The organism is Streptomyces sp. NPDC007157 (assembly GCF_040634235.1).
Classification (GTDB): Bacteria; Actinomycetota; Actinomycetes; order Streptomycetales; family Streptomycetaceae; genus Streptomyces.
In genome coordinates, this window is record NZ_JBEYFE010000016.1 from 114,283 (window position 1) to 138,858 (window position 24,576).

26 protein-coding genes are annotated in these 24,576 nt (G+C 70.9%); 20 read left to right on the forward strand and 6 right to left on the reverse strand.

The window, feature by feature from the left end:
• Window positions 1–24 precede the first annotated feature (24 nt).
• The 3 genes from ABZ642_RS27380 (at window position 25) to ABZ642_RS27390 (ending at window position 2,128) form a co-directional block, all read left to right on the forward strand.
• Window positions 25–834, forward strand: a complete 810-nt coding sequence (locus ABZ642_RS27380) for a hypothetical protein (protein ID WP_360489097.1) — start codon at window positions 25–27, stop codon at window positions 832–834.
• A gap of 101 nt (window positions 835–935) precedes the next feature.
• Window positions 936–1,529 carry a hypothetical protein gene (locus ABZ642_RS27385; protein WP_360489098.1) on the forward strand — a complete coding sequence of 198 codons (594 nt, stop codon included), beginning with the start codon at window positions 936–938 and terminating at the stop codon, window positions 1,527–1,529.
• Complete coding sequence (locus ABZ642_RS27390; protein ID WP_360489099.1) at window positions 1,529–2,128, forward strand: hypothetical protein; 600 nt, start codon at window positions 1,529–1,531, stop codon at window positions 2,126–2,128. The genes ABZ642_RS27385 and ABZ642_RS27390 overlap by 1 nt, the downstream gene beginning before the upstream one ends.
• On the opposite strand, the gene ABZ642_RS27395 is transcribed toward ABZ642_RS27390, so the two are convergent.
• The 3 genes from ABZ642_RS27395 to ABZ642_RS27405 all read right to left on the reverse strand — a co-directional run bounded on the left by ABZ642_RS27395 (window position 2,118) and on the right by ABZ642_RS27405 (window position 3,589).
• A complete protein-coding gene (locus ABZ642_RS27395; protein WP_360489100.1) occupies window positions 2,118–2,615 on the reverse strand; it encodes a hypothetical protein in 498 nt (165 codons plus the stop codon). The genes ABZ642_RS27390 and ABZ642_RS27395 overlap by 11 nt on opposite strands.
• An 87-nt stretch (window positions 2,616–2,702) precedes the next feature.
• Window positions 2,703–3,359, reverse strand: a complete 657-nt coding sequence (locus ABZ642_RS27400; protein WP_360489101.1) for a hypothetical protein — start codon at window positions 3,357–3,359, stop codon at window positions 2,703–2,705.
• Window positions 3,360–3,397: 38 nt separating this feature from the next.
• A complete protein-coding gene (locus tag ABZ642_RS27405; protein WP_360489102.1) occupies window positions 3,398–3,589 on the reverse strand; it encodes a hypothetical protein in 192 nt (63 codons plus the stop codon).
• Window positions 3,590–3,984: 395 nt separating this feature from the next.
• Here ABZ642_RS27405 and ABZ642_RS27410 point away from each other — a divergent pair, with 395 nt between their 5' ends.
• The 10 genes from ABZ642_RS27410 (at window position 3,985) to ABZ642_RS27455 (ending at window position 11,188) form a co-directional block, all read left to right on the forward strand.
• Entirely contained in the window at window positions 3,985–4,701 is a 717-nt protein-coding gene (locus ABZ642_RS27410; RefSeq protein ID WP_360489103.1) for a hypothetical protein, read from the forward strand.
• Between the two features lie 15 nt (window positions 4,702–4,716).
• Complete coding sequence (locus ABZ642_RS27415; RefSeq protein ID WP_360489104.1) at window positions 4,717–5,556, forward strand: hypothetical protein; 840 nt, start codon at window positions 4,717–4,719, stop codon at window positions 5,554–5,556.
• The gene (locus tag ABZ642_RS27420) at window positions 5,553–6,860 is read left to right on the forward strand and encodes an ATPase, T2SS/T4P/T4SS family (RefSeq protein WP_360489105.1); all 1,308 of its coding nucleotides are present in this window, start codon (window positions 5,553–5,555) and stop codon (window positions 6,858–6,860) included. Before ABZ642_RS27415 ends, ABZ642_RS27420 begins: the two co-directional genes overlap by 4 nt.
• A 6-nt stretch (window positions 6,861–6,866) precedes the next feature.
• Entirely contained in the window at window positions 6,867–7,847 is a 981-nt protein-coding gene (locus ABZ642_RS27425) for a type II secretion system F family protein (RefSeq protein ID WP_360489106.1), read from the forward strand.
• The gene (locus ABZ642_RS27430) at window positions 7,844–8,764 is read left to right on the forward strand and encodes a type II secretion system F family protein (protein WP_360489107.1); all 921 of its coding nucleotides are present in this window, start codon (window positions 7,844–7,846) and stop codon (window positions 8,762–8,764) included. The genes ABZ642_RS27425 and ABZ642_RS27430 overlap by 4 nt, the downstream gene beginning before the upstream one ends.
• A 73-nt stretch (window positions 8,765–8,837) precedes the next feature.
• A complete protein-coding gene (locus ABZ642_RS27435) occupies window positions 8,838–9,089 on the forward strand; it encodes a hypothetical protein (protein WP_351694538.1) in 252 nt (83 codons plus the stop codon).
• Window positions 9,090–9,189: 100 nt separating this feature from the next.
• Window positions 9,190–9,567 (forward strand): TadE family protein, encoded by a 378-nt coding sequence (locus tag ABZ642_RS27440; RefSeq protein WP_360489198.1) that lies wholly within the window; start codon window positions 9,190–9,192, stop codon window positions 9,565–9,567.
• A complete protein-coding gene (locus ABZ642_RS27445) occupies window positions 9,568–9,984 on the forward strand; it encodes a TadE/TadG family type IV pilus assembly protein (protein ID WP_360489108.1) in 417 nt (138 codons plus the stop codon).
• Between the two features lie 2 nt (window positions 9,985–9,986).
• Complete coding sequence (locus ABZ642_RS27450) at window positions 9,987–10,448, forward strand: pilus assembly protein TadG-related protein (RefSeq protein WP_360489199.1); 462 nt, start codon at window positions 9,987–9,989, stop codon at window positions 10,446–10,448.
• Window positions 10,449–10,837: 389 nt separating this feature from the next.
• Window positions 10,838–11,188 carry an SsgA family sporulation/cell division regulator gene (locus tag ABZ642_RS27455; RefSeq protein WP_360489109.1) on the forward strand — a complete coding sequence of 117 codons (351 nt, stop codon included), beginning with the start codon at window positions 10,838–10,840 and terminating at the stop codon, window positions 11,186–11,188.
• Here ABZ642_RS27455 and ABZ642_RS27460 read toward each other — a convergent pair.
• Together ABZ642_RS27460 and ABZ642_RS27465 are read right to left on the reverse strand one after the other, a co-directional pair.
• Window positions 11,178–12,236: a hypothetical protein gene (locus ABZ642_RS27460; protein WP_360489110.1), complete on the reverse strand. Its 1,059-nt coding sequence runs from the start codon at window positions 12,234–12,236 to the stop codon at window positions 11,178–11,180. The genes ABZ642_RS27455 and ABZ642_RS27460 overlap by 11 nt on opposite strands.
• Window positions 12,233–12,883 (reverse strand): hypothetical protein, encoded by a 651-nt coding sequence (locus ABZ642_RS27465; protein WP_360489111.1) that lies wholly within the window; start codon window positions 12,881–12,883, stop codon window positions 12,233–12,235. Before ABZ642_RS27465 ends, ABZ642_RS27460 begins: the two co-directional genes overlap by 4 nt.
• 301 nt (window positions 12,884–13,184) lie before the next feature.
• Here ABZ642_RS27465 and ABZ642_RS27470 point away from each other — a divergent pair, with 301 nt between their 5' ends.
• The 4 genes from ABZ642_RS27470 (at window position 13,185) to ABZ642_RS27485 (ending at window position 18,938) form a co-directional block, all read left to right on the forward strand.
• Window positions 13,185–16,172 carry a BTAD domain-containing putative transcriptional regulator gene (locus tag ABZ642_RS27470; RefSeq protein ID WP_360489112.1) on the forward strand — a complete coding sequence of 996 codons (2,988 nt, stop codon included), beginning with the start codon at window positions 13,185–13,187 and terminating at the stop codon, window positions 16,170–16,172.
• Window positions 16,173–16,177: 5 nt separating this feature from the next.
• The gene (locus ABZ642_RS27475; protein ID WP_360489200.1) at window positions 16,178–17,206 is read left to right on the forward strand and encodes a prepilin peptidase; all 1,029 of its coding nucleotides are present in this window, start codon (window positions 16,178–16,180) and stop codon (window positions 17,204–17,206) included.
• A 72-nt stretch (window positions 17,207–17,278) separates the two neighbouring features.
• Window positions 17,279–18,478: a cyclic dehypoxanthinyl futalosine synthase gene (mqnC, locus tag ABZ642_RS27480; RefSeq protein WP_360489113.1), complete on the forward strand. Its 1,200-nt coding sequence runs from the start codon at window positions 17,279–17,281 to the stop codon at window positions 18,476–18,478.
• Between the two features lie 7 nt (window positions 18,479–18,485).
• A complete protein-coding gene (locus ABZ642_RS27485) occupies window positions 18,486–18,938 on the forward strand; it encodes a hypothetical protein (protein ID WP_360489114.1) in 453 nt (150 codons plus the stop codon).
• A gap of 87 nt (window positions 18,939–19,025) precedes the next feature.
• Here ABZ642_RS27485 and ABZ642_RS27490 read toward each other — a convergent pair whose 3' ends face one another.
• Window positions 19,026–20,093, reverse strand: a complete 1,068-nt coding sequence (locus ABZ642_RS27490; protein WP_360489115.1) for a chitinase — start codon at window positions 20,091–20,093, stop codon at window positions 19,026–19,028.
• 306 nt (window positions 20,094–20,399) lie between these two features.
• Here ABZ642_RS27490 and ABZ642_RS27495 point away from each other — a divergent pair, with 306 nt between their 5' ends.
• The 3 genes from ABZ642_RS27495 to ABZ642_RS27505 are packed head-to-tail and all read left to right on the forward strand — an operon-like array spanning window position 20,400 to window position 24,569.
• Complete coding sequence (locus ABZ642_RS27495; RefSeq protein WP_360489116.1) at window positions 20,400–20,795, forward strand: hypothetical protein; 396 nt, start codon at window positions 20,400–20,402, stop codon at window positions 20,793–20,795.
• 22 nt (window positions 20,796–20,817) lie between these two features.
• The gene (locus ABZ642_RS27500; RefSeq protein ID WP_360489117.1) at window positions 20,818–23,247 is read left to right on the forward strand and encodes a glycosyltransferase; all 2,430 of its coding nucleotides are present in this window, start codon (window positions 20,818–20,820) and stop codon (window positions 23,245–23,247) included.
• A complete protein-coding gene (locus ABZ642_RS27505; protein WP_360489118.1) occupies window positions 23,247–24,569 on the forward strand; it encodes an acyltransferase in 1,323 nt (440 codons plus the stop codon). The genes ABZ642_RS27500 and ABZ642_RS27505 overlap by 1 nt, the downstream gene beginning before the upstream one ends.
• The last annotated feature ends 7 nt before the right edge of the window (window positions 24,570–24,576 follow it).

A 24,576-nucleotide genomic window follows, 5' to 3' on the forward strand; every position in this document is an offset into this window, starting at 1 on the left:
CAGAGCGGAGAGAGCAAGGATCACGTGGCGAGCGAGGACGAGCGGTCCGTCGACGAACTGTTCGCGGAACTGCCGGAGAAATGGCAGCGGGCGCTGGAAGAGGTGGGCATGGGGCTGCCGGAGCTGCGCCGTATCGCGGCCGGCCCGGACGGCATGCGGCGGGTACGCGCCATCCTCGCGGAGTTCTCCGAGCCCACCTCCGAGGGCCGGCCGGCACGGAACGGGTACGGCGGCGGGACGCCGGTGTGGCCGTGGGCCCGGCTGTTCCTGGTGGCGGCCGCCTCGGTCGCCGTCTGCCTGCTCTCCAGCCTGTTCATCGGCAAGGCGGCGGCGTTCGTCGGCCTGGTGCTGGGGCTGCCGGTGTTCTGGGTGGCCTTCAAGACCCGTGACTCCCGCGGGGCCCCCGTCGCCCGGTATGTCACCGCGGCCGCCTATCTCGTACTGGTCCTGGTCGGCTCCTACTTCGCCAACGCCTGGTATTTGCAGCTGCGCGGGGTGGAACAGACGGTCACCATCGCCGCCCCGACCCATCAGTGGACGCACGGGACCCGTGAGACGTACTGCCGGGTCCGGCTGCGGGACGGGTCCGTCCACGAGGTGATCGACAACAAGCAGAACTGTGCCGACCGGGTCGGGCGGACGACCACGGCCGTCGTCGACCCGGCAGGTCACTACAAGCCCTCCCTCGGCACCAAGTCCGACATCGGCGGCGTCCTTGAGGGCTACGTCTGCCTGGGCGCCGCCGCGGTGCTCGTGCTGGCGCCGGTGACGGTCGTCGTCATGGGGCGGCGCAACCGGTACGGCCAGGCGATCGGGGCAGGGGCAGCGGGATGAACGGCGAGACAGCCAATACGGCCGGTACAGCCGGTACGACCGGTATAGCCAGTACGACCGGTACAGCCAGTACGCCCGGTGCGGCCGGGGTGAACACGAACGTGTCCGCACCCCCCTCCGACTACCGCCTCGCCGTCCCCGAGGGGTGGGAGCGGATCGTGCTCGATCCCGAGCGGTGGACGCACCGTATCGACAAGCTCGTCAAGCGCGGTCTACGGCGTACGAAGGCCGGTCCGCAGCTGGAGGCCGCGCTCGCTGAGCGGATGCGCGAGCAGGCCGAGGCGGCGCACGCCAACGGCGGTGTCGAGATGTACGTCATGAACCAGGTCCTCGGCCAGGTCCCGGTCTCCGCCGGCCTGGTCGTCACCGTGCTGCGGCCGCCGCCCGGTACCGAGGCCGGCGACCTCGGGGACGTCGCCCGCTCCCTCGCCCTGCGCGCGACCGCGGAGACGGAGGACGTCACCCTCGTCGACCTCCCCGCCGGCCCCGCCGTACGCCACCGCTATCTGCGCCGCCCGGCCGCCGACGACCCCGACGGCAACAAGCTCGCCGTCACGCACCTGGACGTCCATCTCGCCGTCCCGCGCAGCGACCAGCGGCTGCTGCTCTCCTTCTCCACGCCGATGGAGCCGTTGGCCGACGCCCTGGTCGGCCTCTTCGACGCCGTCGCCCGCACCCTGCAATGGATGGCCTGATGCCCGAGTTCGCCACGTCCACGGTGCGTATGAGGGTGCCCGAGGACGCCGTGTCCCTGCCGGTGCGGGTGGCGGGGGTCGACCTGGACGCATGGGCCGCGGAGGCGGCCACCCGCCGTGTAGGTCCGGACGACGGCGAACCCCGGCTCCGCCGGGCCCTCGCCGCCGAACTGCGCGAGGCCGCCGCGGACTCCCGCGAGCGCGGTCCGATCACGGCGCTGTCGTACGTCCCCGAGCCGCGCCTCGGTGAACTCGCCCGGATCGAGCTGTCCGCGCTGGTCGGCGACGACACGTACCCGGCCGTGACCGTCGACCTGCTCCAGCGCTACCTCGCCGCCCCCACCCCGGTCTCCTACCGCCCGCCCGAGGCCGAGCTCTGTACCCTTCCCGCGGGTCCGGCGGTGCGGGTCCGGCACGCGTACGTCCAGGACGTCGGCCGGGACGGGCTGGGGACGGTCATGGAGACGTGCGCGTACGGCATCCGGGCCGACGAGACGTGGGGGCTCGTCCTGCTCACGTCCTGGCGGGCGTTGGCCCACACGGACACCCTGTGCGAGCTGACCGACGAACTGGCCAAGACCGTCCGGGTCACGTCCTAGCCGCGTCGGCACGCCGGGTCAGGATCACCAGCGTCCACACCAGCAGCACCGCCGAAGCGAGCGTCGAGGCGATACCCACCGCCCACAGCCACGGGTAATGGGTGAACACCCAACTCGGCGCCACGGAACGGTGTTTGCGCTTGCCGCTGTTCATCGCGTTGAAGGCCAGGGACAGGAAGGCCAACAGTGACGCCACTGCCAGGACGGCGAGCACCGTCCAGCCCAGGGCGCGGGCCGGGCGGGCCTTCCAGGCCGCGCGCCCCACGCCGTCCAGCGTCCGGAGGAAGAGGGCTGCCAGCAGCGGGGCGGCCGCACCGAGGCACACCGCGAAGGCGTACGCCCCGCCCGGCCAGTTCCGTGCCGCCCACCGCCAGGCGTCGTCACCCCAGAGCGTGGTGCCCAGCGCCATCAGGACGAGCCCGCCCCCGACGCCGGGGAACATCAGGCATCCGAAGAGAGCGTCCCGGTCCTTCTTCGCCTTCTTCACGCCGGGCCCCCGGACCCGCGACGCGGCCGGAGCGGCCCTCGGGCGCCCGGGCTTGGCCGATCCGCCCACGGTGCACCTCTCTTCCGGTCAGCCGGCGATCAGATGGCGAAGCAGGGCCTCGCCCTCCAAGGACGTCAGACGGCACCAGGAGCCGTCCGTGAAGGTGATCCTGAAGTCCCGCTTGCCGACACTGAACGGTCGCCGCTCGACTGCGGCGACCGTGCTGAGGTCCGTCTCCCAGAGGACTTCCTCCCAGGGTTCCCTGGGGTCCTTCAGCCCGCCGAGCACCAGCAACCGGCGGTCGGTCAGGGCCAGTTCCGTGACGTCCGTGTCGGGGCGGCGGGCCGGGTCGAGCTGCCAGGGGAGGGTGCGGGCGATCGTGCCGGGAGCCGCCCACAGCACCGGGAAGTCCTTCTCCTCGTTCTCCGGGTCCGCGCTCCTGCCGAGGCCGTCGGGCTGGGCCGAACTGCCGCCGACGAGTTCGAGGACGATGGCGAGCAGGAGGGCGAACACCGCCACCACGCCGTCCCACACCACTCGGTCGAACCACGAGCGTCGGCGATGCGTCGGACCCGCCGGCCATCCCGCCAACTCGGCCTGGATGTCCTGCCGTTCCGTGTCCCGGTACCAGCGTCGCCCTTCGACCCGTCCTGCGGCCCCGGTCGCGAAGGACACCCGGCCGCGCGTCACGAGCTCCTCGCCCTCGGGGGGCTTCCAGTGATGGCGGTACGACGGCTCGATCACGGCCTGGCACCCTCCCCGTCATTCAGGCCGGCGAACCTTCACCCGGCCGGCTGATCCCATTCGGACGACGCCACCGGCAACCGCCGTGGCATCCACGACAGTTCGGGCACCGCCGCCACGACCGTCAGGGCCGTGACCGGCACCGCGCGCACGGCCGTGCCGGCCACCACCCGCAGGGCCGTCCCCGTCCGGCGCCCGCACCGCACCCGCACCCGCCAGGCAAAAATCATGGCATGCGTCGGTCAAACCGACGTGAGTGATTCGTGCAGGCCTCATGGGTGCGTGGTGAGGGCTCCTGGCGTGGAGGGTGTGCGAGCAGGGCGTTCGGGATTCGCCGGCGCACAGTTCGGCTCGTGTCCGCGTCCCCCTACTCCCAACTGGCCCAATGTCCTCCCTCGTTGCGTATCGCAACGACGATTTCAGTGAGGTCAAGGAGTCCGTCCGCGCCTTGAGGGGCTTATGTGCGGCTGATACGGTGCGATCGCTTGACACTCACCCCGCGGCCGAGTAATCGGCCGAGTCGGGGTGATTCGTGTGGAGTGTCCGCTTTCGCGGTGCGGAAAGCGTTGACGGCATTTCAGAGTTCTTGACGGATAAAGTCTTGGCTGTAACGGGGAGCGGTTGCGTGAAGATCCAGGAGCGTACGGGGGCGGGCGCCGGTCGTTCCGCCGGTCCGGCTCAGCCTTCGGCCGGTGACCGGCTTCCCACCGCGCCGCGCGAGCGCAAGCCGGCGCTGGCCGCGCTCGCGGTGTTGCTGATCCTGCTGGGCGCGCTGGGCGCCACCATGCTGGTGCTGCAGGCCGGTGACCGGATCGAGGTCATCAAGGTGACCGACGACATCCAGGCCGGCGAGTCCGTCAACAGCAGCAACGCGACGTCCGTCCTGGTCGCGGCCGACGACAGCATCAACTACGTCAAGTGGGACCAGCTGGACTCCCTGAAGTCCTACAAGGCCAGGTCCACCATCTACAAGGGCACGGTCGTCATCGGCGACATGTTCACCAAGGGCAGCTCCCTGCCGGCCGGCAAGGCCGCCGTCGGTGTCGCCCTCAAGGAGGGCCAGTACCCGGCCGACATCAAGCCCGGTGACGTCGTCGCCGTCTACAACGTGGCCACGACCAGTTCCGGCTCCGGCAACACCGGCGCGACGTCCACCTCCTCCGGTACGCCGATCGTCGACAACGCCAAGGTCGCCACCAAGTCCGACAACAGCGACGCCACCATCAGCACCGGCAACCTCTCGCTCACGCTGCTCGTCAACCAGGACGACGCCGCCGCCGTCGCGCGGGCCGCGTCCGCCGGCGCGGTCGCCATCGTGCACGTACCCGGCAACGGCAACTAGAAGGCGGCCCACCCCATGGCGCTCATCGCAATCGCCGCCGACAAGGGTTCCCCCGGCGTCACCACCGCGGCCGTCGCGCTGGCCGCGGTCTGGCCGCGCCGGGTCCTGCTCGCCGAGGCCGACCCGGCCGGCGGCGACCTGGTCTACCGCAGTGCCGCCGCGCACGGCGGACCGCTCAATCCCAACACCGGCATGCTCTCCATAGCGGCCACCGCCCGGCGCGGGCTGGCGCCCGATCAACTCTGGGACCACGTGCAGCCGTTGAGCGGGGGGCTCGAGGTCCTCGTCGGGCTCGGTATCGCCGAGCACGCCGCCGGGCTCGCCGGGCTCTGGCCCACCCTCGGGCACGCCTTCGCCTCCCTCGCCGACTCCCCGAACGCCCCCGCCGACGTCATCGCCGACTGCGGACGCATCAGCGGCGACACCCCGGCCGTCGAACTCTTCCCGCACGCCGCGCTCGTGCTGCTGGTCTCGCGCACCGAGCCCGAGGCCCTGGCCCGCGTCCGGGACCGTGCCGCCGCGCTCGCCCAGAAGCTGCACGGCGGCCCGCGCGGTGCGGCCGCCCTCGCGACCCCGCTGATCGGGGTCGTCCTGATCGCCGACCCGGCCGGCTCCGGCAAGCTGGTCAACCAGGTCAACGACATGCTCGTACACGCCCAGACCGGTGCCCGGGTCGTCGGCACCATCGCCGACGACCCCGCCGGCGCCGACCAGTTGGCCGGTCGCAAGCGCGGGCGCCTCGACAAGTCGCTGCTCATCCGCTCGGCCCGCAAGGTCACCGCCGACCTCCACCAGCAGTACGGCGCCGCCTGGTCCGTACCGACGCAGGCGCCCCATGCGGGGGCCGGCCGATGACCGCTGTCGACCACCAGTTGGTCAAGCGGTTCCGGCAGGACGCCGGCGACCGGATCGCCGAGCAGCGCCGCCAGGACCAGGCGTCCGGCGTCACGCCGATGTCCACCGAGGACGAACGGCAGTACGCCCGCGCGGTCATAGCCCAGATCCTGGAGGAGAACGCCCGCTCGGAGATCAACGCCGGGCGCACCCCGCTGGACGCGGAGACCGAGGAGCAGTACGCGGCCGCCGTGCACGCGGCGCTCTTCGGCGTCGGACGCCTCCAGCCGCTGCTCGACGACCCCGAGGTCGAGAACATCGACATCAACGGGTGCGACCAGGTCTTCGTCGGGTACAGCGACGGGCGGGAGGCGAAGGGGGATCCCGTCGCCGAGACCGATGAGGAACTCGTCGAGCTCATCCAGGTGCTCGGCGCCTACTCGGGTCTCTCCTCCCGGCCCTTCGACTCCGCCAACCCGCAGCTCGACCTCCGGCTCCCCGACGGCTCCCGGCTCTCCGCCGTCATGGACGTCACCCGGCGGCCCGCGCTGTCCATCCGCCGCGCCCGCATGGGCAAGGTCTTCATCTCCGACCTGGTCGGCAACGGCACGCTGACGCCCGAGGTCGCGCACTTCATGGCCTGCGCCGTGCGCGCCCGCAAGAACATCATGATCGCGGGGGCCACGAACGCCGGTAAGACGACGCTGCTGCGCGCCCTCGCCAACGAGATCCCGCCGCACGAGCGACTCATCACCGTCGAGCGGGCGCTGGAGCTCGGCCTCGACACCTTCCACGACCTGCACCCGAACGTCGTCGCCTTCGAGGAGCGGCTGCCCAACTCCGAGGGGCAGGGCACCATTTCGATGGCCGAACTGGTCCGCCGTTCACTGCGTATGAACCCGTCCCGGGTCATCGTCGGTGAGGTCCTCGGCGACGAGATCGTCACCATGCTCAACGCGATGTCGCAGGGTAACGACGGATCCCTCTCCACGATCCACGCCAACAGCTCCAGCGAAGTGTTCAACCGTATCTCGACGTACGCGCTCCAGGCCTCCGAGCGACTGCCCATCGAGGCCAGCCAGATGCTGATCGCGGGCGCGGTGAACTTCGTCGTCTTCATCCAGCGGCGCAACAACTACCAGACCGGCGGCCGCCTCCAGCGCATGGTCACCTCGGTCCGTGAGGTCAACGGTGTGGACGGCCGGGTGCTGTCCAGCGAGGTGTTCGCGGAGGCCCATGACGGCCGGGTCGTACCGCATGCGCCCATAGCCTGCCTGGAGGACCTGATGGCCTACGGCTACCAGCCGCACGGGGCGTGGGGGTGACGTGACATGAACCTGGGTTCCCTGGGCTCCATGGGCGGGCTCTTCTCCGTCCCGGTCCTCTCCGCCATCGGCTGCGGTGTCGCCGTCGGCGGCGGGCTCGCGCTGCTGATCCTGGCGGTCCGCGGCCTGCCGGCCAAGCCCGACCACGAGAAGCAGAAGGCCAACGAACGGGCTGCCGAGCTGATCCGGTTCGCCGGTCAGCGCGGTTCCCTCGCGGCCATCATCGGCCTCGCCGTGCTGCTGCTGACCCGCTGGGCGGTGGCCGGTGTCGCCGCCGGTGTCCTGGTCTTCTTCTGGGACAAGCTGTTCGGCGGCGCCGCCGAGGAGCGGGCCGCGATGAAGCGCGTGGAGGCGCTCGCCTCCTGGACCGAGTCGCTGCGCGACACCATCGCCGGCGCGGTCGGCCTGGAACAGGCGATTCCGGCCTCCGCCCGCGCCGCCGCGCCGATCCTGCGGCCGCACCTCGACGCCCTCGTCGACCGGCTGCGCGCCCGCACGCCCCTCCCCGACGCCCTCCAGCACCTCGCCGACGAGATCAACGACGCCTCGGCCGACATCATCGTCGCGGCGCTCATCCTCAACGCCCGCCTCCGCGGCCCCGGTCTGCGTCAAGTGCTGGGCGCCCTGGCCAAGTCGTCGCGCGAGGAGGTCGACATGCGCCAGCGCGTGATGGCCCAGCGGGCGTCCACGCGGCGCTCGGTGCAGATCGTCGTCGCCGTGTCGGTGGCGTTCGTGCTCGGCCTCGCCGTCTTCAACCGCGACTTCGTCTCGCCGTACGGCACCGCTGTCGGCCAGCTCGTCCTCGCCCTGGTCTGCGCCCTGTTCGCGCTCGGCTTCTGGTGGCTGCGCAAGCTCTCCACCATCGAGACCCCGGAGCGGTTCCTGGTCCGCGACCAGTCCTCCGTGCAGTTCGTACGACCGCCCCGCACCGTGCCCGGGCAGCCCGGCCAGCAGCCGCTGCCCACCGAGGAAGGAGTACGCCGATGAGCCTCACGATGCCGATCGTCGTCGGCGTGATCCTGGGTCTGGGCGTCTACGTCCTGATCCGTGCCCTGATGCCCTCCAAGCGCAGCGCGATCTCACAGGTCGCCCGGATCGACGCGATGCGGGCGCGCGGCGCGGCCTACGAGTCGGCGCGGCAGACCCAGGACACCGGCCGGTTCGGCTCGCTGCGCGCCGACGTCGGCGAGCGGGTCGCCGAGTTCTACCGGCAGCAGGGCTGGGAACAGCGCTCGCTGCGGGCCGATCTCGCCGTCCTGGACCGCAGCTGGGAGAAGTTCCTGGCGACCAAGGTGCTGCTCGCGGCCGGCGGAATGCTCTTCGGGCCGTTCCTGTTCGCCGTCGTCTACACGATGGGCTTCGGCCACAGCCCGGTCATCCCGGTCTGGCTGGCCCTGGTCTGCTCGGCCCTGTTCTTCTTCCTGCCCGACCTGGAGGTACGACGGGACGCGGCCGAGAAGCGCCGGGACCTCAAGCGGGTCATCGGTGCGTATCTCGACCTGGTGTCGATGAGCCTCGCCGGCGGCCGGGGCCTTCCCGAGGCGCTGATGGCGGCCGCGGAGATCTCCGACGGCTGGGCCAACCAGCGCATCCGCAACGCCCTCTCCGACGCCCGGATCACCGGCGTCAGCCAGTGGCAGGCCCTCGGCGCGCTCGGTGAGGAACTGGGCGTCGAGGAGCTGAAGGACCTGTCGGCCTCGCTGGCCCTGGTCGCGGACGACGGCGCCAAGGTCCGTGAGTCCCTCGCCTCCCGCGCCGAGACCATGCGCCACCGCGAACTCGCCGAGATCGAGGGCAGCGCGGGCGAGAAGTCCCAGTCGATGCTCGTCGCCCAGCTGCTGCTGTGCGCCGGCTTCCTGGTTTTCCTGATCTTCCCGGCGGCGATGCGGGTGTTCCAGGTGTGAGCTGTTCCAGAGACCTTCGACAACTGCTGATTCGATCAAAGTAACGGGAGAACCCACCATGAGCGGACGGAACCTGACCGGGAGGAACTTCAGCACCGGGATCCCGGCGATGGACTTCCTCGTCACCTTTCTCCAGGGCCGCGTGCAGCGTGCCCGCTCCGGCGAACTCGACCGCGGTGCCTCCGCCGTCGAGTGGGTCATCATCTCCGCGGTCGTCGTGGCGATCGTCGGCGTGGTGGCCGCCATCATCAACGCCGCGCTGAGCGACGGCGCCAAGAAGGTCGGCGACTGCATCAAGGGCGCCAACGCGAGCGGGACCTGCTGACCAGGCGCGCGACGGGGGCGAAACGGGGATGACGGGGGTTTTTGTGGACGTGAACGGATGGCTGCGCCGCCGGGCTGCCGCCGCGCGCGGTGACTCGGGCATGACCGCGATCGAGTTCGTGTTCCTCACCCCCGTCCTCTTCTTCATGATCTTCGCGACCGTGCAGTTCGCGCTGTACTTCTTCGCCGACCACGTGGCCCAGGCGGCGGCCCAGGCCGGCGCCCGCAAGGCACGCGCCACCGCGGACGCGGAGCCCGGCGCCTGGCGCGGCGAGGCGCAGGACGTGGTCGACTCCTACATCAGCCAACTCGGGCCGCAGCTGGTCCTGTCGCCCGACGTGAAGATGCTCCAGCCGGAACAGAACACGGTCGGCGTCGAGATCACGGCCCGCATCCCTACGGTGTTCCCGGGCCTGGACCTGACGGTGCACGCGCAGTCCTCGGGGCCGGTCGAGCGGTTCGTGGAGGATAAGAACTAGATGTCCACCCGCCACGAAACCGCGCTGGACGACAGCGGGTTGTCGACCATCGAGGTCGTCATCCTCGCTCCGGTCATGATCCTGTTCATCCTCGTCCTGGTCGCCTTCGGCCAACTCGTCGACGGGCGGGGAGCGATCGACGGCGCCGCGCGCGACGCGGCCCGGGCCGGCTCCATCCAGAAGGACCACGCCACGGCCATGTCGGAGGCACGCAAGGCCGCCGAGGCGGACCTGTCGGACGTCTGTTCCGGCCCGGTCTCCGTCGTCCAGACCAGCGCGGGCTTCGCGCCCGACACCATCTTCACGGTCGAGGTGAGCTGTGAGGTGCGGGGCCTGGCCATGCTGGGCCTGGACATCCCGACCACCCTCTCCGCGAGCTTCTCCTCGCCGCTGGACCCGTTCCGGAGGTCGGCGTGAGCGTGAGCATCGCGCTGCTGCGCACCTGGTGGGCTGCGCGGCGGCTCCGCCTCGACGACCGGGGCTCGGGCGCCGGGGCGGTCATCATCTTCGCCCTGGTCTTCCTCTCCCTCTCCGCCTTCGTCATCGACGGCGGCCTGTCCATCTCCAAGCGCGAACGCGCCGCCGACATCGCGGAACAGGCGGCCCGGTACGCGGCGCAGGACATCGACAAGGACGCGCTGTACGAGAACCAGGGCGCCGCGCCGATCAACTTCCAGGACTGCGACGCCCGGGTGAAGACCTTCGCCCGCGAGATGGACATGTCCGGCGCCGACATCGCCGCCACGCACTGCGTCGCCGCCGACGCCCAACAGGTCCAGGTCGAGGTCCAGTTGACCTACGAACCGGTCTTCACGGGCATGTTCTACGGCGGCGCCATCGTGGTCCACGGCCAGGCGACGGCGGAGAACGAGGTCGGCTGACGGTTCCGGGCCCGGGTCCGTGGGCTTCGGGTCGACCGCCGGCCCAGCGGTGGCCGGAGCCCGCGAAGTAGGTGACGGCGCGGTCTACGGCGCCGTCGGCGTCACCGGCGTCCCGGCCACCGGTACCTTCCGGCCGGCACGTCGGCGACCGGCGTCCGTTGCGTCGGGACCGAGGCGGACCGCCCCGGTCCGATGACGAGGAGCAGCGCCGCGGCTCCCGCCACCACGGCCCCGGCCGCTGCCGCCGGCGGCACCTTCGTACCGCAAGCACGTCGGAAAGTGACACATGTCACTCAACTCGCTTGTGTTTCCCGCGTAATCAAACGGACGCCGGGCGCTCTCACAGTTACGACGACCCGCCCCGCACCGCATCGCACCCGGAGAAGCCCGTGCCCATCACGCTCGAACAGCCCACCGGCGCCCGCCTGCTCACCGCCGACGAGCAGGAGGTGGCGGTCCCCGCGACCCTCCGGTACACCTCGGCCGACCCGCAGGCCGTGCACTTCGTCTTCCCGCCGTGGATCTCCCTGGACGGCGAGGAGGTCACCTGGACCTTCGCCCGCGCCCTGCTGGAGGAGGGCCTGGCGGGGCCGGCCGCCTTGGGCAACGTGCACGTCCGTCCGCACGGCCCTGCCCGCACGGTCGTCGAACTCCGCGCGGAGGAGGGCGTGGCGGCGATCAGTTTCGCCACGTCCGCCCTCACCCGCTTCCTGCTGTCGTCCCTGAGGGTCAGCGGTTGACGGACTGGATCTCCTGGACGGTGATCTCCTGTGTGTTGTCGAAGATGCCGTCGGGGAGCTCGCCGCCGCTGCCGCCGGAGCCGCGCCAGCTGATCCGCCAGGTGACGGAGGCCTTCAGCCGGTACGGCGTGCCGTTGGTGGCGTGCAGGTAACGGACGCCGCAGGACGGGGTCCTGTCCGCGTCGCCCGGCCGGTACGCGGTGCCGATGGAGCCGTTGTCGTTGATCGCGCAGTTGCCGGAGGCGGGAAACGTCTCGGCGTCACCGGTGCCCGGGTCGAGATGCAGGGCGACCGGCTTGGCGGTGGTCTCCGCCCACAGGCCGGTGCCGGGCAGCTCCGCGCGGACCTTGACCTCCTGGAAGCGGCCCTTGTCCAGCCAGGCCCAGGTAGGCAGGTTGACGGTGGACCTGACGGCCGGTTTCAGCTCGACCGAGGTGGTCGGCACCCTGATCTTGTTGTAGGCGTAGTCGGCGAGGGTCTCGGGAGTGGGCGCGTCCGGGTCGTCGGGCACCTGCCCGGCCGGGACCCAGAACATCAGCTTGCTGCACAGCGAGCCGTCCTCGATGGCCTCGATGCCGTCGGGGGCCACTCCGCGCCAGAAGCGGCCGTCCTTGCCGAGGTTGTAGTTCTTGTACCCCGGGACCGTGGCCGGCTTGGTGAAGATGGCGGTGGTGTCCTTGCCGTCCTTGAAGTGGTCGGTCCACAGTTCCTTGCCGAACCACGCGGTGCGCATGCCGACGTCGCCGTCGCCGACGTGCTCGGAGAAGTCCTTCAGCTGCTGCGGGGTGAAGACGGGCTCGTACCAGCACTGCGGCGGCTTCCAGTTGACGTCCGAGGCGGTGACGGAGCCCAGTTTTCCACCGGTGGGGCCGCTGATCCGGGTGACCTTGATACGGGAGTGACTCGCGGAGGCGGAGAGCACGTTCCCGTCGGCGCCGCCGCGCGTGCCGGTGCCCCCGTCTCCGATGGCGACGGCGGGTGTGGCGCCGAGCAGGGCCACGACGAGCGACGCGGCGAGCACGGGTATGCCCCGCAGTCGCGGCCTCACCGGGAGCACCCGCCCCGCGTCGAGTGGACGGACGTGTTCTGCCAGACACCCCGGTCGCTCCGCGCCATCGAGACCGAGTAGACGACGTAGGGGTTGGTGCCCGCGGGATTGCCCGCTTCCTTGCCCGTCTTCCGGTTCTTCGTGTACGCCTTGCTCTCGTCCGTGCAGTAGCTGACGGACGCGCCCTTGCCGCCGCTCGCCACGGTGACCTTGGGATCAAAGACGGGCAACTTGCCCATGACGGTGAGGTTCTTGTCCGTGTACGTCTTGATCCACGCCTTGGTCTGCCCGACGACGCCCTCGCTGTCGTAGAAGCCGACGTCCGTGCTGGCAGGGTCGTTCGCGATGATCGCCGCGTACCCCGCCTTGAGCTCTTCCCTGGCGTCGTCGAGCACCGCCTGCTTCGCCGGATCGCCGCTCGTCCAGTTCTCGAACGAGAGCCGGAAGCTGCTCGGCAGCGTGATCACCGGGCGTCTGACGCCGGACGCCGCCGACGACGCCGAGGCGGACGCCGACGGGCTGCCGGACCGCGTGTCCGCGCCTTTGATGCCGTCCGTCCTGCCGTGGTCACCGCTTCCGCCGCAGGCGGTCAGCAGGAGGGCCGCGGCGGCCGTCAAAGTGGGCAGGGTCAGGGTGCGGCTGGCCACGGTTGAGTCTCCCCCGGAGTTCGGCATGTGCAGCTGGGAACGAAGCTATCAGGGGGTATGACAGTCCCTTGTGCGCTGGTGGGGGGTTGTGTGGGGCGTGTGGAGAGGTGGTGTGCGCACCGGGTGGCGATAACTCCGGCCAACTGCGCCCCGCTTGATGAAAGGGTGGAAAACGGGCGGTCGTTCGCCGTTCTTCCCTTCGACGCTGTCGGCGTCAGTCAATAGGATCGTCAAGGGGACCTCGGTAGGCTCGATGCGCCCCCGGCCCACTCCGTCCACACACGACCCCAGGACACCCGCCATGGCGCGACGCAGCACATCAAGCTCGACGGGAAGACCGACGGGGAACCCGTCGGGTCCGCGGAACCGGACCCCGCAGCCGGTGCGGGTGCGACGACGTACGTTCGGGGACTTCGTGAAGGCGTTCCTCGCCTTCGTGGCACTGCTCGGGCTGGTCGTCGGCGTCCCCGGCGCCCTCGCCATGACCGTCGGCTGGCCCCTGCCGCACAGCGCGCCGACGATGGACTGGCTGTCGCAGCCGATCGGCGTCGACACGTTCCTGAACACCCTGACGGTCATCGTGTGGCTGGCCTGGGCCCAGTTCACGGCCTGCGTGCTGGTGGAGGTCAAGGCCGCCGTCTCCGGCGTCGGCCTGCCCGGCCGGGTCCCCGGCGCCGGCCCCAGCCAGCTGCTCGCCCGGCAGTTGGTCGCCGCCCTGCTGCTGGTCGGCGCCACCGCCGCCAGCCTCACCCCGGGCCTGTCGCAGCTCGGCCACAGCATGGAGGGCAACCAGAAGGGCACCGTGGCCGCCGCCCAGGCGACCCCCGGCCTCTTCGCCCAGCAGCAGGAGCAGGCCAAGAGCACCGCCGCCGCCCTCGCCGAGCAGGCCGGCCACGCCGCCGCCCAGGCCCAGGCCGACCACGGCTCCACCGCCGCCGCACACGGGGCGACGAAGTACTACCGGATCCAGCCGCCCGAGGGACGCCACCACGACTCCCTCTGGGAGATAGCGCAGCGCCACCTCGGCGACGGCCGCCGGTACAAGGAGATCTACGAGCTCAACAAGGACCGCATCCAGCCCGACGGCTCCCGGCTCTCCGAGGCCAGCCTCATCCGGCCCGGCTGGATCATGGAGATGCCCGGCGACGCCCACGGCGGCGAACTCGTCGAGAACCCCGACGCGCATGTCTCGCCGGAGGTCCAGCAGCAGATCGGCGACTACGCCAGGACCGGCGACCACGCCCAGCAGCAGCAGCAGCACCAGCAGCAGGGCGGGCAGCACGCAGGCGAGGACGGGGCGACCGCGCAGATCTCGGTGCCCAGCCAGCGCCAGACCGGTGAAGCCGGTGCGCATGCCCAGGAGAACTCCGGCCACACCGCCTCGGGGCCTTCCGCCGGGTCCTCCTTCGGGCTGTCGGAGGCGCTGCTCGGCGCCCCGCTCCTCGCCGCCGGCCTGCTCGCCGCCCTCGGCCGCCGTCGCCGCCAGGCCCTGTGGCAGTCGGCGCTCGGCGCCCTCGGCGGCCGGCGCGGCATGGAGCCGCCGACCCCGACCGGCGACGCCCAGGACGTACAGGACGCACTCCTGGTCGGCGCGGACCCGGAGGGCGTACGACTGCTCGACCGCGCCCTGCGCGGACTCGCCGCCGCCCTCACCGCCGAATCCCGTTCGCTGCCGGTCGTCTACGCGGCCTGGCTCAGCCACGGCGATCTGCATCTGCAACTCGCCCAGCCGGCCGGCAAACCCCCGGCGCCCTGGCAGCTCGGCCAGGACCAGACGTTCTGGACGCTGTCCCGCGCGGACGCCGACCGCTACGAGGACACCGACACCGCGGCGCCGTACCCCGGCCTTGTCAGCCTCGGCACCATGGACGACTCACGGCTGCTGCTCAACCTGGAGGCCGTGCCCGGCATCGTCTCGCTGAGCGGCCGGGAAGCCGACCGGGCCGCGGTGTTCTCCTCGGTCGCCGCCGAACTCGCCACCAACGGCTGGTCGGACCGCATGACCATCACCCTCGTCGGCTTCGGCGCAGATCTCACCCCGCTCGCCCCCAACCGGCTGCGCCACCTCGACGACGTGGACGCGCTGTTCGAGGCGATGGAGGCGGAGACCCGGCAGCGGCGGGGCGCGCTGGGCGCCGCCGGCCACGACTCGGTCCTCACCGGCCGCACCGGCCCGGCCCAGCACACCCGCTGGGCGCCGAACCTGGTGCTGCTCGCCGCCCAGCCGTCCGCCGAGGACGCGCTGCGGCTCGCCGAACTCGCCGCCGACGCCGCCCGGCTGGGCATCGGCTATCTCGTCGGCACCGAGAGCGCCGACCTGCCCGGCGCCGCCTGGGCGATGGAGATCACCCCGGACGGCAAGCTCCTCGCCCCGCTGCTCGGTCTCGAACTGGAAGCCCAGTTGCTGCCCGCCGTGCAGCAGCGCGCGGTCGTCGAGCTGTTCGTCGAGGCCGACCCCGAGCGCGACCCGGACGGACCGACCAACGCCCCGCCGTTCCTCGTCGACATCAGCGAACAGGGCCGCCCCGCGGTGTACGCGCGCCTGGTCGGCCCGTACGAGATCATCGGTCTCGGCACCCCGGACGGAGACCGCAGCGCGCTCCTCCACGAGGCCCTGGCGCTGCTCCTGCTGCACCGCGAGGGCGTGCACCCGCGCGTGCTGTCGTCCGCGCTGTGGCCGCGCGGGGTGACGGAGGACGTCCGCGACGCGTTGCTGGAGCGGCTGCGCGCCTGGCTGGGCACCGACCCGGACGGCAGCCCGCGACTGCGTGCCGACGCCACCGGCCGCCTCGTGCTCGCCAAGTCGGTCGTCTCCGACCTGGACGTGCTGCGCTCCCTCTACTACGAGGCCACCCAGGGCAAGGGCGCCGACAGCCGGGCCGTCCGCGGCCGCCTCCTCACCGACGCGCTCGTACTCGTCCGCGGCCCGTTGCTCGCCGACCGCGCGGAGGGCCGCTACCGCTGGCTCACCCACGAGATCATCGACGCCCAGCTCCCCTTGCTGGTCGCCGACATCGGCCTCGCCCTGTCCGCGTTCCACCTCGAGAAGGACCGCGCGGAGAAGGCGATCGAGGCGCTCGGCGCGGCACTGAAGACCGCTCCGGCCGACGAGCGCCTCTGGAACGAGCTGCTGCGCGCCACCCACGCCACCGGCGACCCGGACCGCGTCCGCGCCCTCGCCACCGAACTCGTCACCCGCAGCGGGGCGCGCGGCCTGCCCCCGCGCACCGAGGCCCTCCTCGACGAACTCCTGCCGACCTGGCGCGAGGGCGCCGCCGCGACCGGATGACCGCCCTGGACCTCGCCCTTCCGGCCGCCGCCGCCCTCTGGGGCGCGGCGACCGGCACCCTGCTGCCCCGCGCCGCGTACCGCTTCTCGGCACCGACGGGGGAGCAGTGGCGTACCGCCTGCCCCGCGGACCACCCGCTCCGGGGCTGGCTCGGGCGGGCGCGCTGCGGGGAGTGCGCGACGGCCGAGGGGGCGCAGGCCTCACCCCTCGCACCGGCGCACAGAAGCAACCTCGCGCCGTCTTCCGCCGAGGCTCCCACGCCGGCGCCCGGCACGGGCCTCACGCCGGCGTCCGACGACGACCCCGCGCCCGGCGCCCAACCCACCAAGCTGGCGCCCGCCGACGGCTCCACGCCCGGCGCCCAACCCACCAAGCTGGCGCCCGCCGACGGCTCCACGCCCGCGCATCCCGACCTTCACGCGCCCGGCGTCCACCCCACCCCGCCCGCGCCCAGTGGTCAGCGTGCGCCCTCCTCGTGGGCGCGCGCTGCCTACGGTCCCCGTGTCATCCCCCTCGCCGTCGTCACCGCGCTGGTCTGCGCGGCCTTGGCGCTCGCCACCGGTACCCGGCCCGAGCTGGGTGTCTGGCTGGTCCTCGCGCCGGTGGCCGTGCTGCTCGCGACCGTCGACTTCCGGGTGCAGCGCCTCCCCGACCCCCTCACCCTCCCCCTGGCGGCCGCGGCCCTCGCCCTGCTCGCGGTGGCCGCCCTGCTTCCCGAGCACGCCGGTGACTGGCTCACCGCCCTCTACGCGGCTCTCGTCCTCGGCGCCGCCTACTTCGTCCTCTTCCTCGTCAACCCCGGCGGCATGGGCTTCGGCGACGTCAAGCTCGCGCTCGGCATGGGCGCCGTCCTCGGCTGGTACGGCTGGCCCACCGTGCTGCTCGGCACCTTCGCCGGCTTTCTGTTCGGCGCGCTCTACGGCGGCGCGCTCGTCGTCGTACGGCGGGCCGGGCGCAAGACGGCGATCGCGTTCGGCCCGTTCCTGATCGCGGGTGCGTTCGCGGGGCTGCTGGTCGGCGCGTACACAGCCTGAGGTCGGGCCGCTCGAAGGCCTGGCGTAGGCTGGCGGGGTCCGTCCACAACCCTTGACGAAAGGGACCTCCAGGTGACCGAGAAGGCCGACCTCCAGTCTGTCCTCGACCGCGCCGCAGCCGGTGGGCGGATCACCCCGGAAGAGGCGCTCGACCTCTACCGCGACGCGCCCCTGCACGCGCTGGGCGCCGCCGCCGACGCCGTACGCCGCCGCAGGTACGCGGGTACCGAGCACATCGCGACGTACATCATCGAGCGGAACATCAACTACACGAACGTGTGCGTCACGGCGTGCAAGTTCTGCGCCTTCTACGCGGCCCCCAAGGACACGGCCAAGGGCTGGACCCGCGACCTCGACGACATCCTGCGCCGCTGCGCGGAGACGATCGAGCTGGGCGGCACCCAGATCATGTTCCAGGGCGGCCACCACCCCGACTTCGGCGTCGAGTACTACGAGCAGAACTTCAAGGCGATCAAGGACGCGTTCCCGCAGCTGGTGATCCACAGCCTGGGGGCGTCCGAGGTCGAGCACATGGCCCGGATCTCCGGCGTCTCGGTCGAAGAGGCCATCACCCGCATCCACGAGGCCGGCCTCGACTCCTTCGCGGGCGCCGGCGCGGAACTCCTTCCCGCGCGCCCCCGCAAGGCCATCGCGCCCCTCAAGGAGAGCGGTGAGCGCTGGCTGGAGATCATGGAGGCGGCGCACAAGCTGGGCGTGGAGTCCACGTCCACGATGCTCATGGGCACCGGCGAGACCAACGCCGAACGCATCGAGCACCTGCGGATGATCCGGGACGTCCAGGACCGCACGGGCGGCTTCCGCGCCTTCATCCCGTACACCTACCAGCCCGAGAACAACCATCTGAAGGGCCGCACGCAGGCGACTCTCTTCGAGTACCTGCGGATGATCGCGATCGCCCGGGTCTTCCTCGACAACGTCGCCCACATCCAGGGCTCCTGGCTGACGACCGGCAAGGAGGTCGGCCAGCTCTCGCTCCACTACGGCGCCGACGACCTCGGGTCGATCATGCTGGAGGAGAACGTCGTCTCGTCGGCCGGCGCCAAGCACCGCTCCAACCGTCTGGAGATCATCGACCTGATCCGCAAGGCGGGCCGGGTCCCGGCGCAGCGCGCGACGACGTACGAGCACCTCGTGGTCCACGAGGACCCGGCGAACGACCCGGTGGACGAGCGGGTGATGTCCCACATCTCGTCGACGGCGATCGAGGGCGGGACCGCGCACCCGGAGTTGAAGCTCCTCACCTCCAACTGACCGGACCGTGGAGACGATTCACGCGGCGGACCGGGTCTTCGTCGCCTGGGACTGTGCGCAGCCGGTCGAGCACGGCGCCGTGGTGGTCGTACAGGACCGGATCGGTGCCGTGGGGCCGTACGAGGAGCTGCGTGAGCGGTTCCCACAGGCGCGGGTGCGCCGGTGGCCGGGGTCCCTCGGCCCCGCCCGGGTCCACGACGGCCCCCTTCCGGAGGCCCCCAGCGCGCGCGAGCGCGTGCACGCCGTGCTGAAGCTGGGAGCGACGGCGGTCCTGGAGGCGTACGCCGACTCCCCCGAACTCCGGGCCGCGGCGGCGCGCAACGACGTGGTCATCCTTCCGGGCACGCCCCGAAAGCCGACGATCAGCGAGACCGGACGGGCGGACCTGGCCGTGTTCGACGAGGCGGGGGCGTGCATCGCGACGGTGTGCGCGGGGCGCCTCGTCCACAGACGGAAGTAGCGGCGCCCCGGAAGGGGCGCGGGGCAGTGTCAGGACGCGGCTCCACCGCGTGGGCGCGAGCAACGCCCATCGGCCCGCGGACTCCATTCAGCCCCCGAACGCCTTCCCGAACGCCCCAGAACTCTGACTGACACCACTGCAGTTGGTCGCGGCGTCGTCAGCCCCCGAACTCCCGCTCTCACACTGCACGTCCCTGAACGTCGACCACATCGACACCCAGGCGATCCCCTTCTCCTCCGCGAAGCTCCGCACATCGGCCGCGTCCGACAACGTGAGCGTCTCCCCGTCCACGTCGTTCACCCCGATCATCGAGGTCAGCGCCATCCCGCCCCACGCCCCCGCGTCCGACAGCCCGAACACCTTCTTCAACTGCGTGTGCGTGGCCTTCGCCGAGGTGACCGCGTAGTCGCCCATGTCCCCGTCGTACGACTCGCCGTAGTTCATGGTCATGATGTTGACCGTCGAGACCTGCACGTCGTACTTGTTCGCGGACTCCAGCAGCGCGAGGCCGTCGGAGTCGAGCCCCGACGGCATCACGGGCAGGGTGAAGGAGACCTCCAGGTCCGGCCGTTCCTTCTGGAGCAGCGCGATCGCCTGCGACCGCAGGGCGACCGAGTCGGAGTCGGTCAGTGTGTCGCCCTCGATGTCGAAGTCGGCCTGGGTGGAGTCCGCGGCGTCCAGCGCGGCGCCGTAGGCCGCGGCGAGCTTCGACGCGCTGGAGCAGGTCGTCGCCAGCTCCTTGCCCGAGGCTCCGCCGAAGGACACCCGGACCGACCCGCCGTCCTGCTTCAGGCGGGAGACACGGGACTTCACGGCCGAACTGCCGATCGCGGTCGTCCCGTTCCACTTCGGCGTGCAGCTGCTGCCGTCGGAGATCACGAAGGCCAGGTTGTACGTCGAGGGCGAGCCCGCGTCGTCCGTGCCGGCGGCCTCCGTCGCGTTGACGTAAGGCGCGTAGGACGTACTCGACGTATCGGATGCGCCTGATGTGTCTGATGTGCCGGTCCCTTCGGTCGCGCTCGGCGAGGCGTCCGCGCCCCGCTTCGACGGTGCGGGCGCCGCGTCCGACGTGCCGCTGGAGCCCGAGGAACACCCCGTCACTGCCATGGCAAACAGGCAGGTAAGCCCGGCGGCCGGCCTCAGGAAACCCCGCATTAAGATGCACCCGCTCTCGTGATTTGTGTCTCAGGACCGAAACAAACCCTGATTCGAAAGGAAAACGTCTCACACGTACATGCTGTTCAACGGTTCGATCGATACATAGAAAACTCATGGAATGAAGGGGGTGGATCGGGTGAATGGGACGACGCAAAAGGGGTGTTGAGTCAGTTTCCCCTCCCAGGTGGTCCACGCAGGTCTTCATAGAATCTCTCAGCGAAAAGACAGGGTAAGGCGTTTCTCATGGGCGCCTCACAAGAACTCCGAAGGCGATCACATAAAGGCTCCCTAATATCTCGGGATATGCAATCCGAGCCTGCCATCGAAAGCCGCGCCGCCGGGCGCGGTCGCCGCCGCAAACAAGGCAACGGGTCTGCCGAGGGGCCCGTGTTCGTCGACTCCTCCGGACGCCGGTCCAAGCTGCTGCGCCGCGTCGGCCTTCTCCTCGGCGTCGTCTGCCTCGCCTACACGGGCGTGCTCGGTGCCGCCTTCATGGGCTGGGGCACCTCGCTCACCCCGGACTCGCTGATCCCCGACTTCGCACGCGCGGGCAACGCCCCCGGCGGTGAGCGCCCGCAGGGCGGCATCGGCCGTCAGGCCGGCCTGCCCAGCGGCCGCCCGTCGGCGCCGGCCTCGACGGCCGCCACCCCGTCGGCATCCGCATCCGCATCCGAATCCGCGTCCGCCGCTGCCAACTGATCGGAACGCAGGCCCTTTTCCCATGACTACACCGACGTCCTCACGCGGCCGCAGGCGCGCCCCCTCCCGCATCGAGCGGGCGGCCGGCCGGGCCGCGGCGCTGCAGAAACCACGAGTCATCCTCGCCCTGCTGCTCCTGCTGGCGCTGACCTGCGTGATGCTGCTCGACGGCTATCTGCGCGCAGAGGTCGGCGGCGACCAGCGGGTCCGCACCGGCGCCAGCTCCAGCAAGGTGCCGGACAAGGTCCTGGACGGTGGCCCGGTCCTCACGTTCCGGGGCGGGCAGGCGACCACCGTCTCGGTCCCCTCCAAGACCATCGCGCTCACCTTCGACGACGGCCCCAACCCGACCTACACCCCGCAGGTCCTCAAGATCCTTGATCAGTACGACGTCCCGGCCACGTTCTTCCTGGTCGGCTCGATGGTGTCGCGCTACCCGAGCATCGTGAAGACCATGGTCGAGCAGGGCAACGAGGTGGGCATCCACACCTTCACGCACGTCGACCTGTCGTACCAGAGCGACGCCCGGATCAACCGCGAGATGCAGCAGACCCAGCTCGCGCTCGCGGGCGCGGCCGGGATCACGACGACCCTCTTCCGCGCGCCGTACTCCTCCGAGACGGACGCCATCGACAACTACAGCTGGCCCGTGTACCAGAAGCTCGGCAAGGAGGGCTACACCAGCGTCTTCGTCGACACCGACAGCGACGACTGGAAGAAGCCGGGCGTCTCGAAGATCATCGACTGGGCCACGCCGAAGAAGAACAAGGGCGCCTCGGTGCTCTTCCACGACGCCGGTGGCGAGCGCTCGCAGACGATCAAGGCGCTGCCGCAGTACATCAAGAAGATGAAGGCGAAGGGCTACACCTTCACCACCATCAGCGGTGTCATCCAGAAGCAGGGCACGGGCAACGGGCAGTCCGCCACGAGGGCCGGCGGCACCGGCGGGAGCGGCGGCACGTCCGCCACGGGAGTCGCCGAGGCCGGCGCCCTCTCCGGCACGGGAACGGGATCCGGCAGCGGAAACGGCACCGGCACCCCGCCCGGTGGAACCGCCCCCAACGGCGAGAACGCCCCGAGCAGCGGCACAGGCACCGGCAGCACCAGCCGCAACACCAACCGCAACTCCCTCACCACCGGCCTCCAGGCTGCCCACCGCAGCGCCACCGGCATGACCCTCTACGAGGGCAAGGCGCTCCTCGTGGCGGTCGCGATCGCCGAGTGGGCCCTGCCGGTGCTGTCGGTCCTGCTTCTCGTCGTGGGTGTCGCGGTCATGGGCCGCTTCGGCATGATGCTGCTCATCGCGCGCCGCCACTACCGGCTGCGCAACAGACGCCGGTTCAGCTGGGGGCCGACGGTCACCGGACCGGTGAGCGTGATCGTCCCGGCGTACAACGAGAAGGAGTGCATCGCCAACACCCTGGAGTCGCTGGCGCGGAGCACCCACCCGATCGAGGTCATCGTCGTCGACGACGGCTCCACGGACGGCACCTCGGAGATCGCCCGCGCCGCCGCCGACAAGCTCGGCATGACCAACGTCCGGGTCGTCCGCCAGGAGAACGCCGGCAAACCGGCCGCCCTCAACAACGGCGTGCGCAGCGCCAGTTACGACATCGTCGTGATGATGGACGGCGACACGGTCTTCGAGCCGGAGACGGTACGGCACCTCGTGCAGCCCTTCGCCGACCCCGAGGTCGGCGCGGTCGCCGGCAACGCCAAGGTCGGCAACCGCAACACGATCATCGGCGCCTGGCAGCACATCGAGTACGTGATGGGCTTCAACCTGGACCGCCGGATGTACGACCTGCTGCGCTGCATGCCGACGATCCCCGGCGCGATCGGCGCGTTCCGCCGCGACGCGGTGCTCCAGGTCGGTGGCATGAGCGAGGACACCCTCGCCGAGGACACCGACATCACCATCGCCATGCACCGCGCGGGCTGGCGGGTCGTCTACCAGGAACACGCCAAGGCCTGGACCGAGGCGCCCGGTTCGCTCAAGCAGCTGTGGTCCCAGCGCTACCGCTGGTCGTACGGCACCATGCAGGCGCTGTGGAAGCACCGCAAGTCGCTGACGGACAAAGGCCCGTCGGGCCGCTTCGGCCGGGTGGGCATGCCGCTGGTGGTCCTCTTCCAGATCGTCACGCCCGTCTTCGCCCCGCTCATCGACGTCTTCACGGTCTACTCCATGATCTTCGTCGACTTCGAGGCGGCCCTGCTGGCCTGGCTGGCGGTCCTCGGCATCCAACTGGGATGTGCCGCTTACGCGTTCCGGCTGGACAAGGAGCGGTACCGCTACCTCCTGATGATGCCGCTCCAGCAGCTGGCCTACCGTCAGATGATGTACCTCGTCCTCATCCACTCCTGCATCACCGCCCTCACCGGCGGTCGCCTGCGCTGGCAGAAACTCAAGCGCACCGGCGAGGTAGGCACCCCGGCGGGGGTGAGCGGCTGATGACCTGGGACCAGCAGAACCCGTATCAGCAGGGGTACGGCTACGACCACGGCGGCTACGGCCAGCAACCGCAGTACGGTCAGCAGTCGCAGTACGGCCAGCAGCAGTACGCGCAACAGCCGTATCCGCAGCAACAGCAGTACGTCGAGTACGGGCCCGCCCCGGTGGCGGAGCAGACGGCCCCGCTCCTGGCGGTGGAACCGGAGTCCGAGTCCGAGTCCGCGGCGGCGCCGGCGCCGGAGTCTCCTGTCGAGGAACCGGCACCCGCTCCCGATCCGCAGCCCAAGCCCCCGGGCAGGGACCGCTACTTCGACACCCTCCGCGCGGTCGCCCTGATCCGTGTCGTCACCTATCACACCTTCGGCTGGGCCTGGTGCGGCATGGTGTTCCCCTCCATGGGCATCATGTTCGGCCTGGCCGGCACGCTGATGGCGAAGTCCCTGGAGCGTCCGGCGCTCAAGGTGGTCAAGAGCAGGCTGCGCCGCCTCCTCCCGCCGTTCTGGTTCTGGGGCCTCTTCGTCGTGCTGGCGATGCTGGTCCACGACTGGATGCCGGGCTGGCAGATCGTCTACTGGGTCGTGCCGCTCGGCGACCCGCCGGGCAACGCGTGGGGCGAGCAGGCCTGGGAGATCCTCTGGTACCTGCGGACGTACCTCTGGTTCGTCCTCCTCTCCCCGGCCCTGCTGTGGATCTTCCGCAAGGCGCCGGTACCGGTCCTCGTCCTGACGCTCGTCCCGATCCTGATCCTGAACTTCGTCTGGTCGGGCCCGGACAACCGGCTCGGCAGCGCCCTGTGGGACCTGTCGACGTACCTCTTCTGCTGGATCCTCGGCTTCGCCCACCGCGACGGCGTGCTCCAGCGGACGAAGCCGGCCCTGGTGGTCGTCGCCTCGCTCGCCGCGATGGGGTACGGCGGCTGGTACGCCTTCTCGCACCAGGCCGACTTCGGCACCTACGACCTGGACGAGAACCCCCTCGCGCAGGCCTTCTGGTCGGCCGGGTTCGTGCTGCTGCTGATGTGGGCGAAGGCGTACTTCAGGATCGACTTCGCCTGGCTCACCCGCTTCAGGCGGCTGGACCGGACGGTCACCGTCTTCAACGCCCGCGCGGTGACGATCTACCTCTGGCACGAGATCGCGCTGATCCTGGCGGTCCCGCTGATCGACCGGATGTGGAACGTGCCGGCGTTCGAGAAGTGGCTCCCGCTGGACAGCCAGTGGTTCATGTTCGGCGTCGGCTGGATCCTGATCGCGGTGTTCATCCTGTTGTGCGGCTGGGTGGAGGACGTGGCGGCGAAGAAGAAGCCCCGGCTTCTGCCGTGACCGCGGG

Coding starts and splice junctions, on each gene's coding strand:
- ABZ642_RS27390 (WP_360489099.1), top strand. CDS start 1,529: ATGCCCGAGTTCGCCACGTCCACGGTGCGTATGAGGGTGCCCGAGGAC.
- ABZ642_RS27405 (WP_360489102.1), bottom strand. CDS start 3,589: ATGATTTTTGCCTGGCGGGTGCGGGTGCGGTGCGGGCGCCGGACGGGG.
- ABZ642_RS27415 (WP_360489104.1), top strand. CDS start 4,717: ATGGCGCTCATCGCAATCGCCGCCGACAAGGGTTCCCCCGGCGTCACC.
- ABZ642_RS27420 (WP_360489105.1), top strand. CDS start 5,553: ATGACCGCTGTCGACCACCAGTTGGTCAAGCGGTTCCGGCAGGACGCC.
- ABZ642_RS27425 (WP_360489106.1), top strand. CDS start 6,867: ATGAACCTGGGTTCCCTGGGCTCCATGGGCGGGCTCTTCTCCGTCCCG.
- ABZ642_RS27430 (WP_360489107.1), top strand. CDS start 7,844: ATGAGCCTCACGATGCCGATCGTCGTCGGCGTGATCCTGGGTCTGGGC.
- ABZ642_RS27440 (WP_360489198.1), top strand. CDS start 9,190: ATGACCGCGATCGAGTTCGTGTTCCTCACCCCCGTCCTCTTCTTCATG.
- ABZ642_RS27445 (WP_360489108.1), top strand. CDS start 9,568: ATGTCCACCCGCCACGAAACCGCGCTGGACGACAGCGGGTTGTCGACC.
- ABZ642_RS27470 (WP_360489112.1), top strand. CDS start 13,185: ATGGCGCGACGCAGCACATCAAGCTCGACGGGAAGACCGACGGGGAAC.
- ABZ642_RS27490 (WP_360489115.1), bottom strand. CDS start 20,093: ATGCGGGGTTTCCTGAGGCCGGCCGCCGGGCTTACCTGCCTGTTTGCC.
- ABZ642_RS27495 (WP_360489116.1), top strand. CDS start 20,400: ATGCAATCCGAGCCTGCCATCGAAAGCCGCGCCGCCGGGCGCGGTCGC.
- ABZ642_RS27500 (WP_360489117.1), top strand. CDS start 20,818: ATGACTACACCGACGTCCTCACGCGGCCGCAGGCGCGCCCCCTCCCGC.
- ABZ642_RS27505 (WP_360489118.1), top strand. CDS start 23,247: ATGACCTGGGACCAGCAGAACCCGTATCAGCAGGGGTACGGCTACGAC.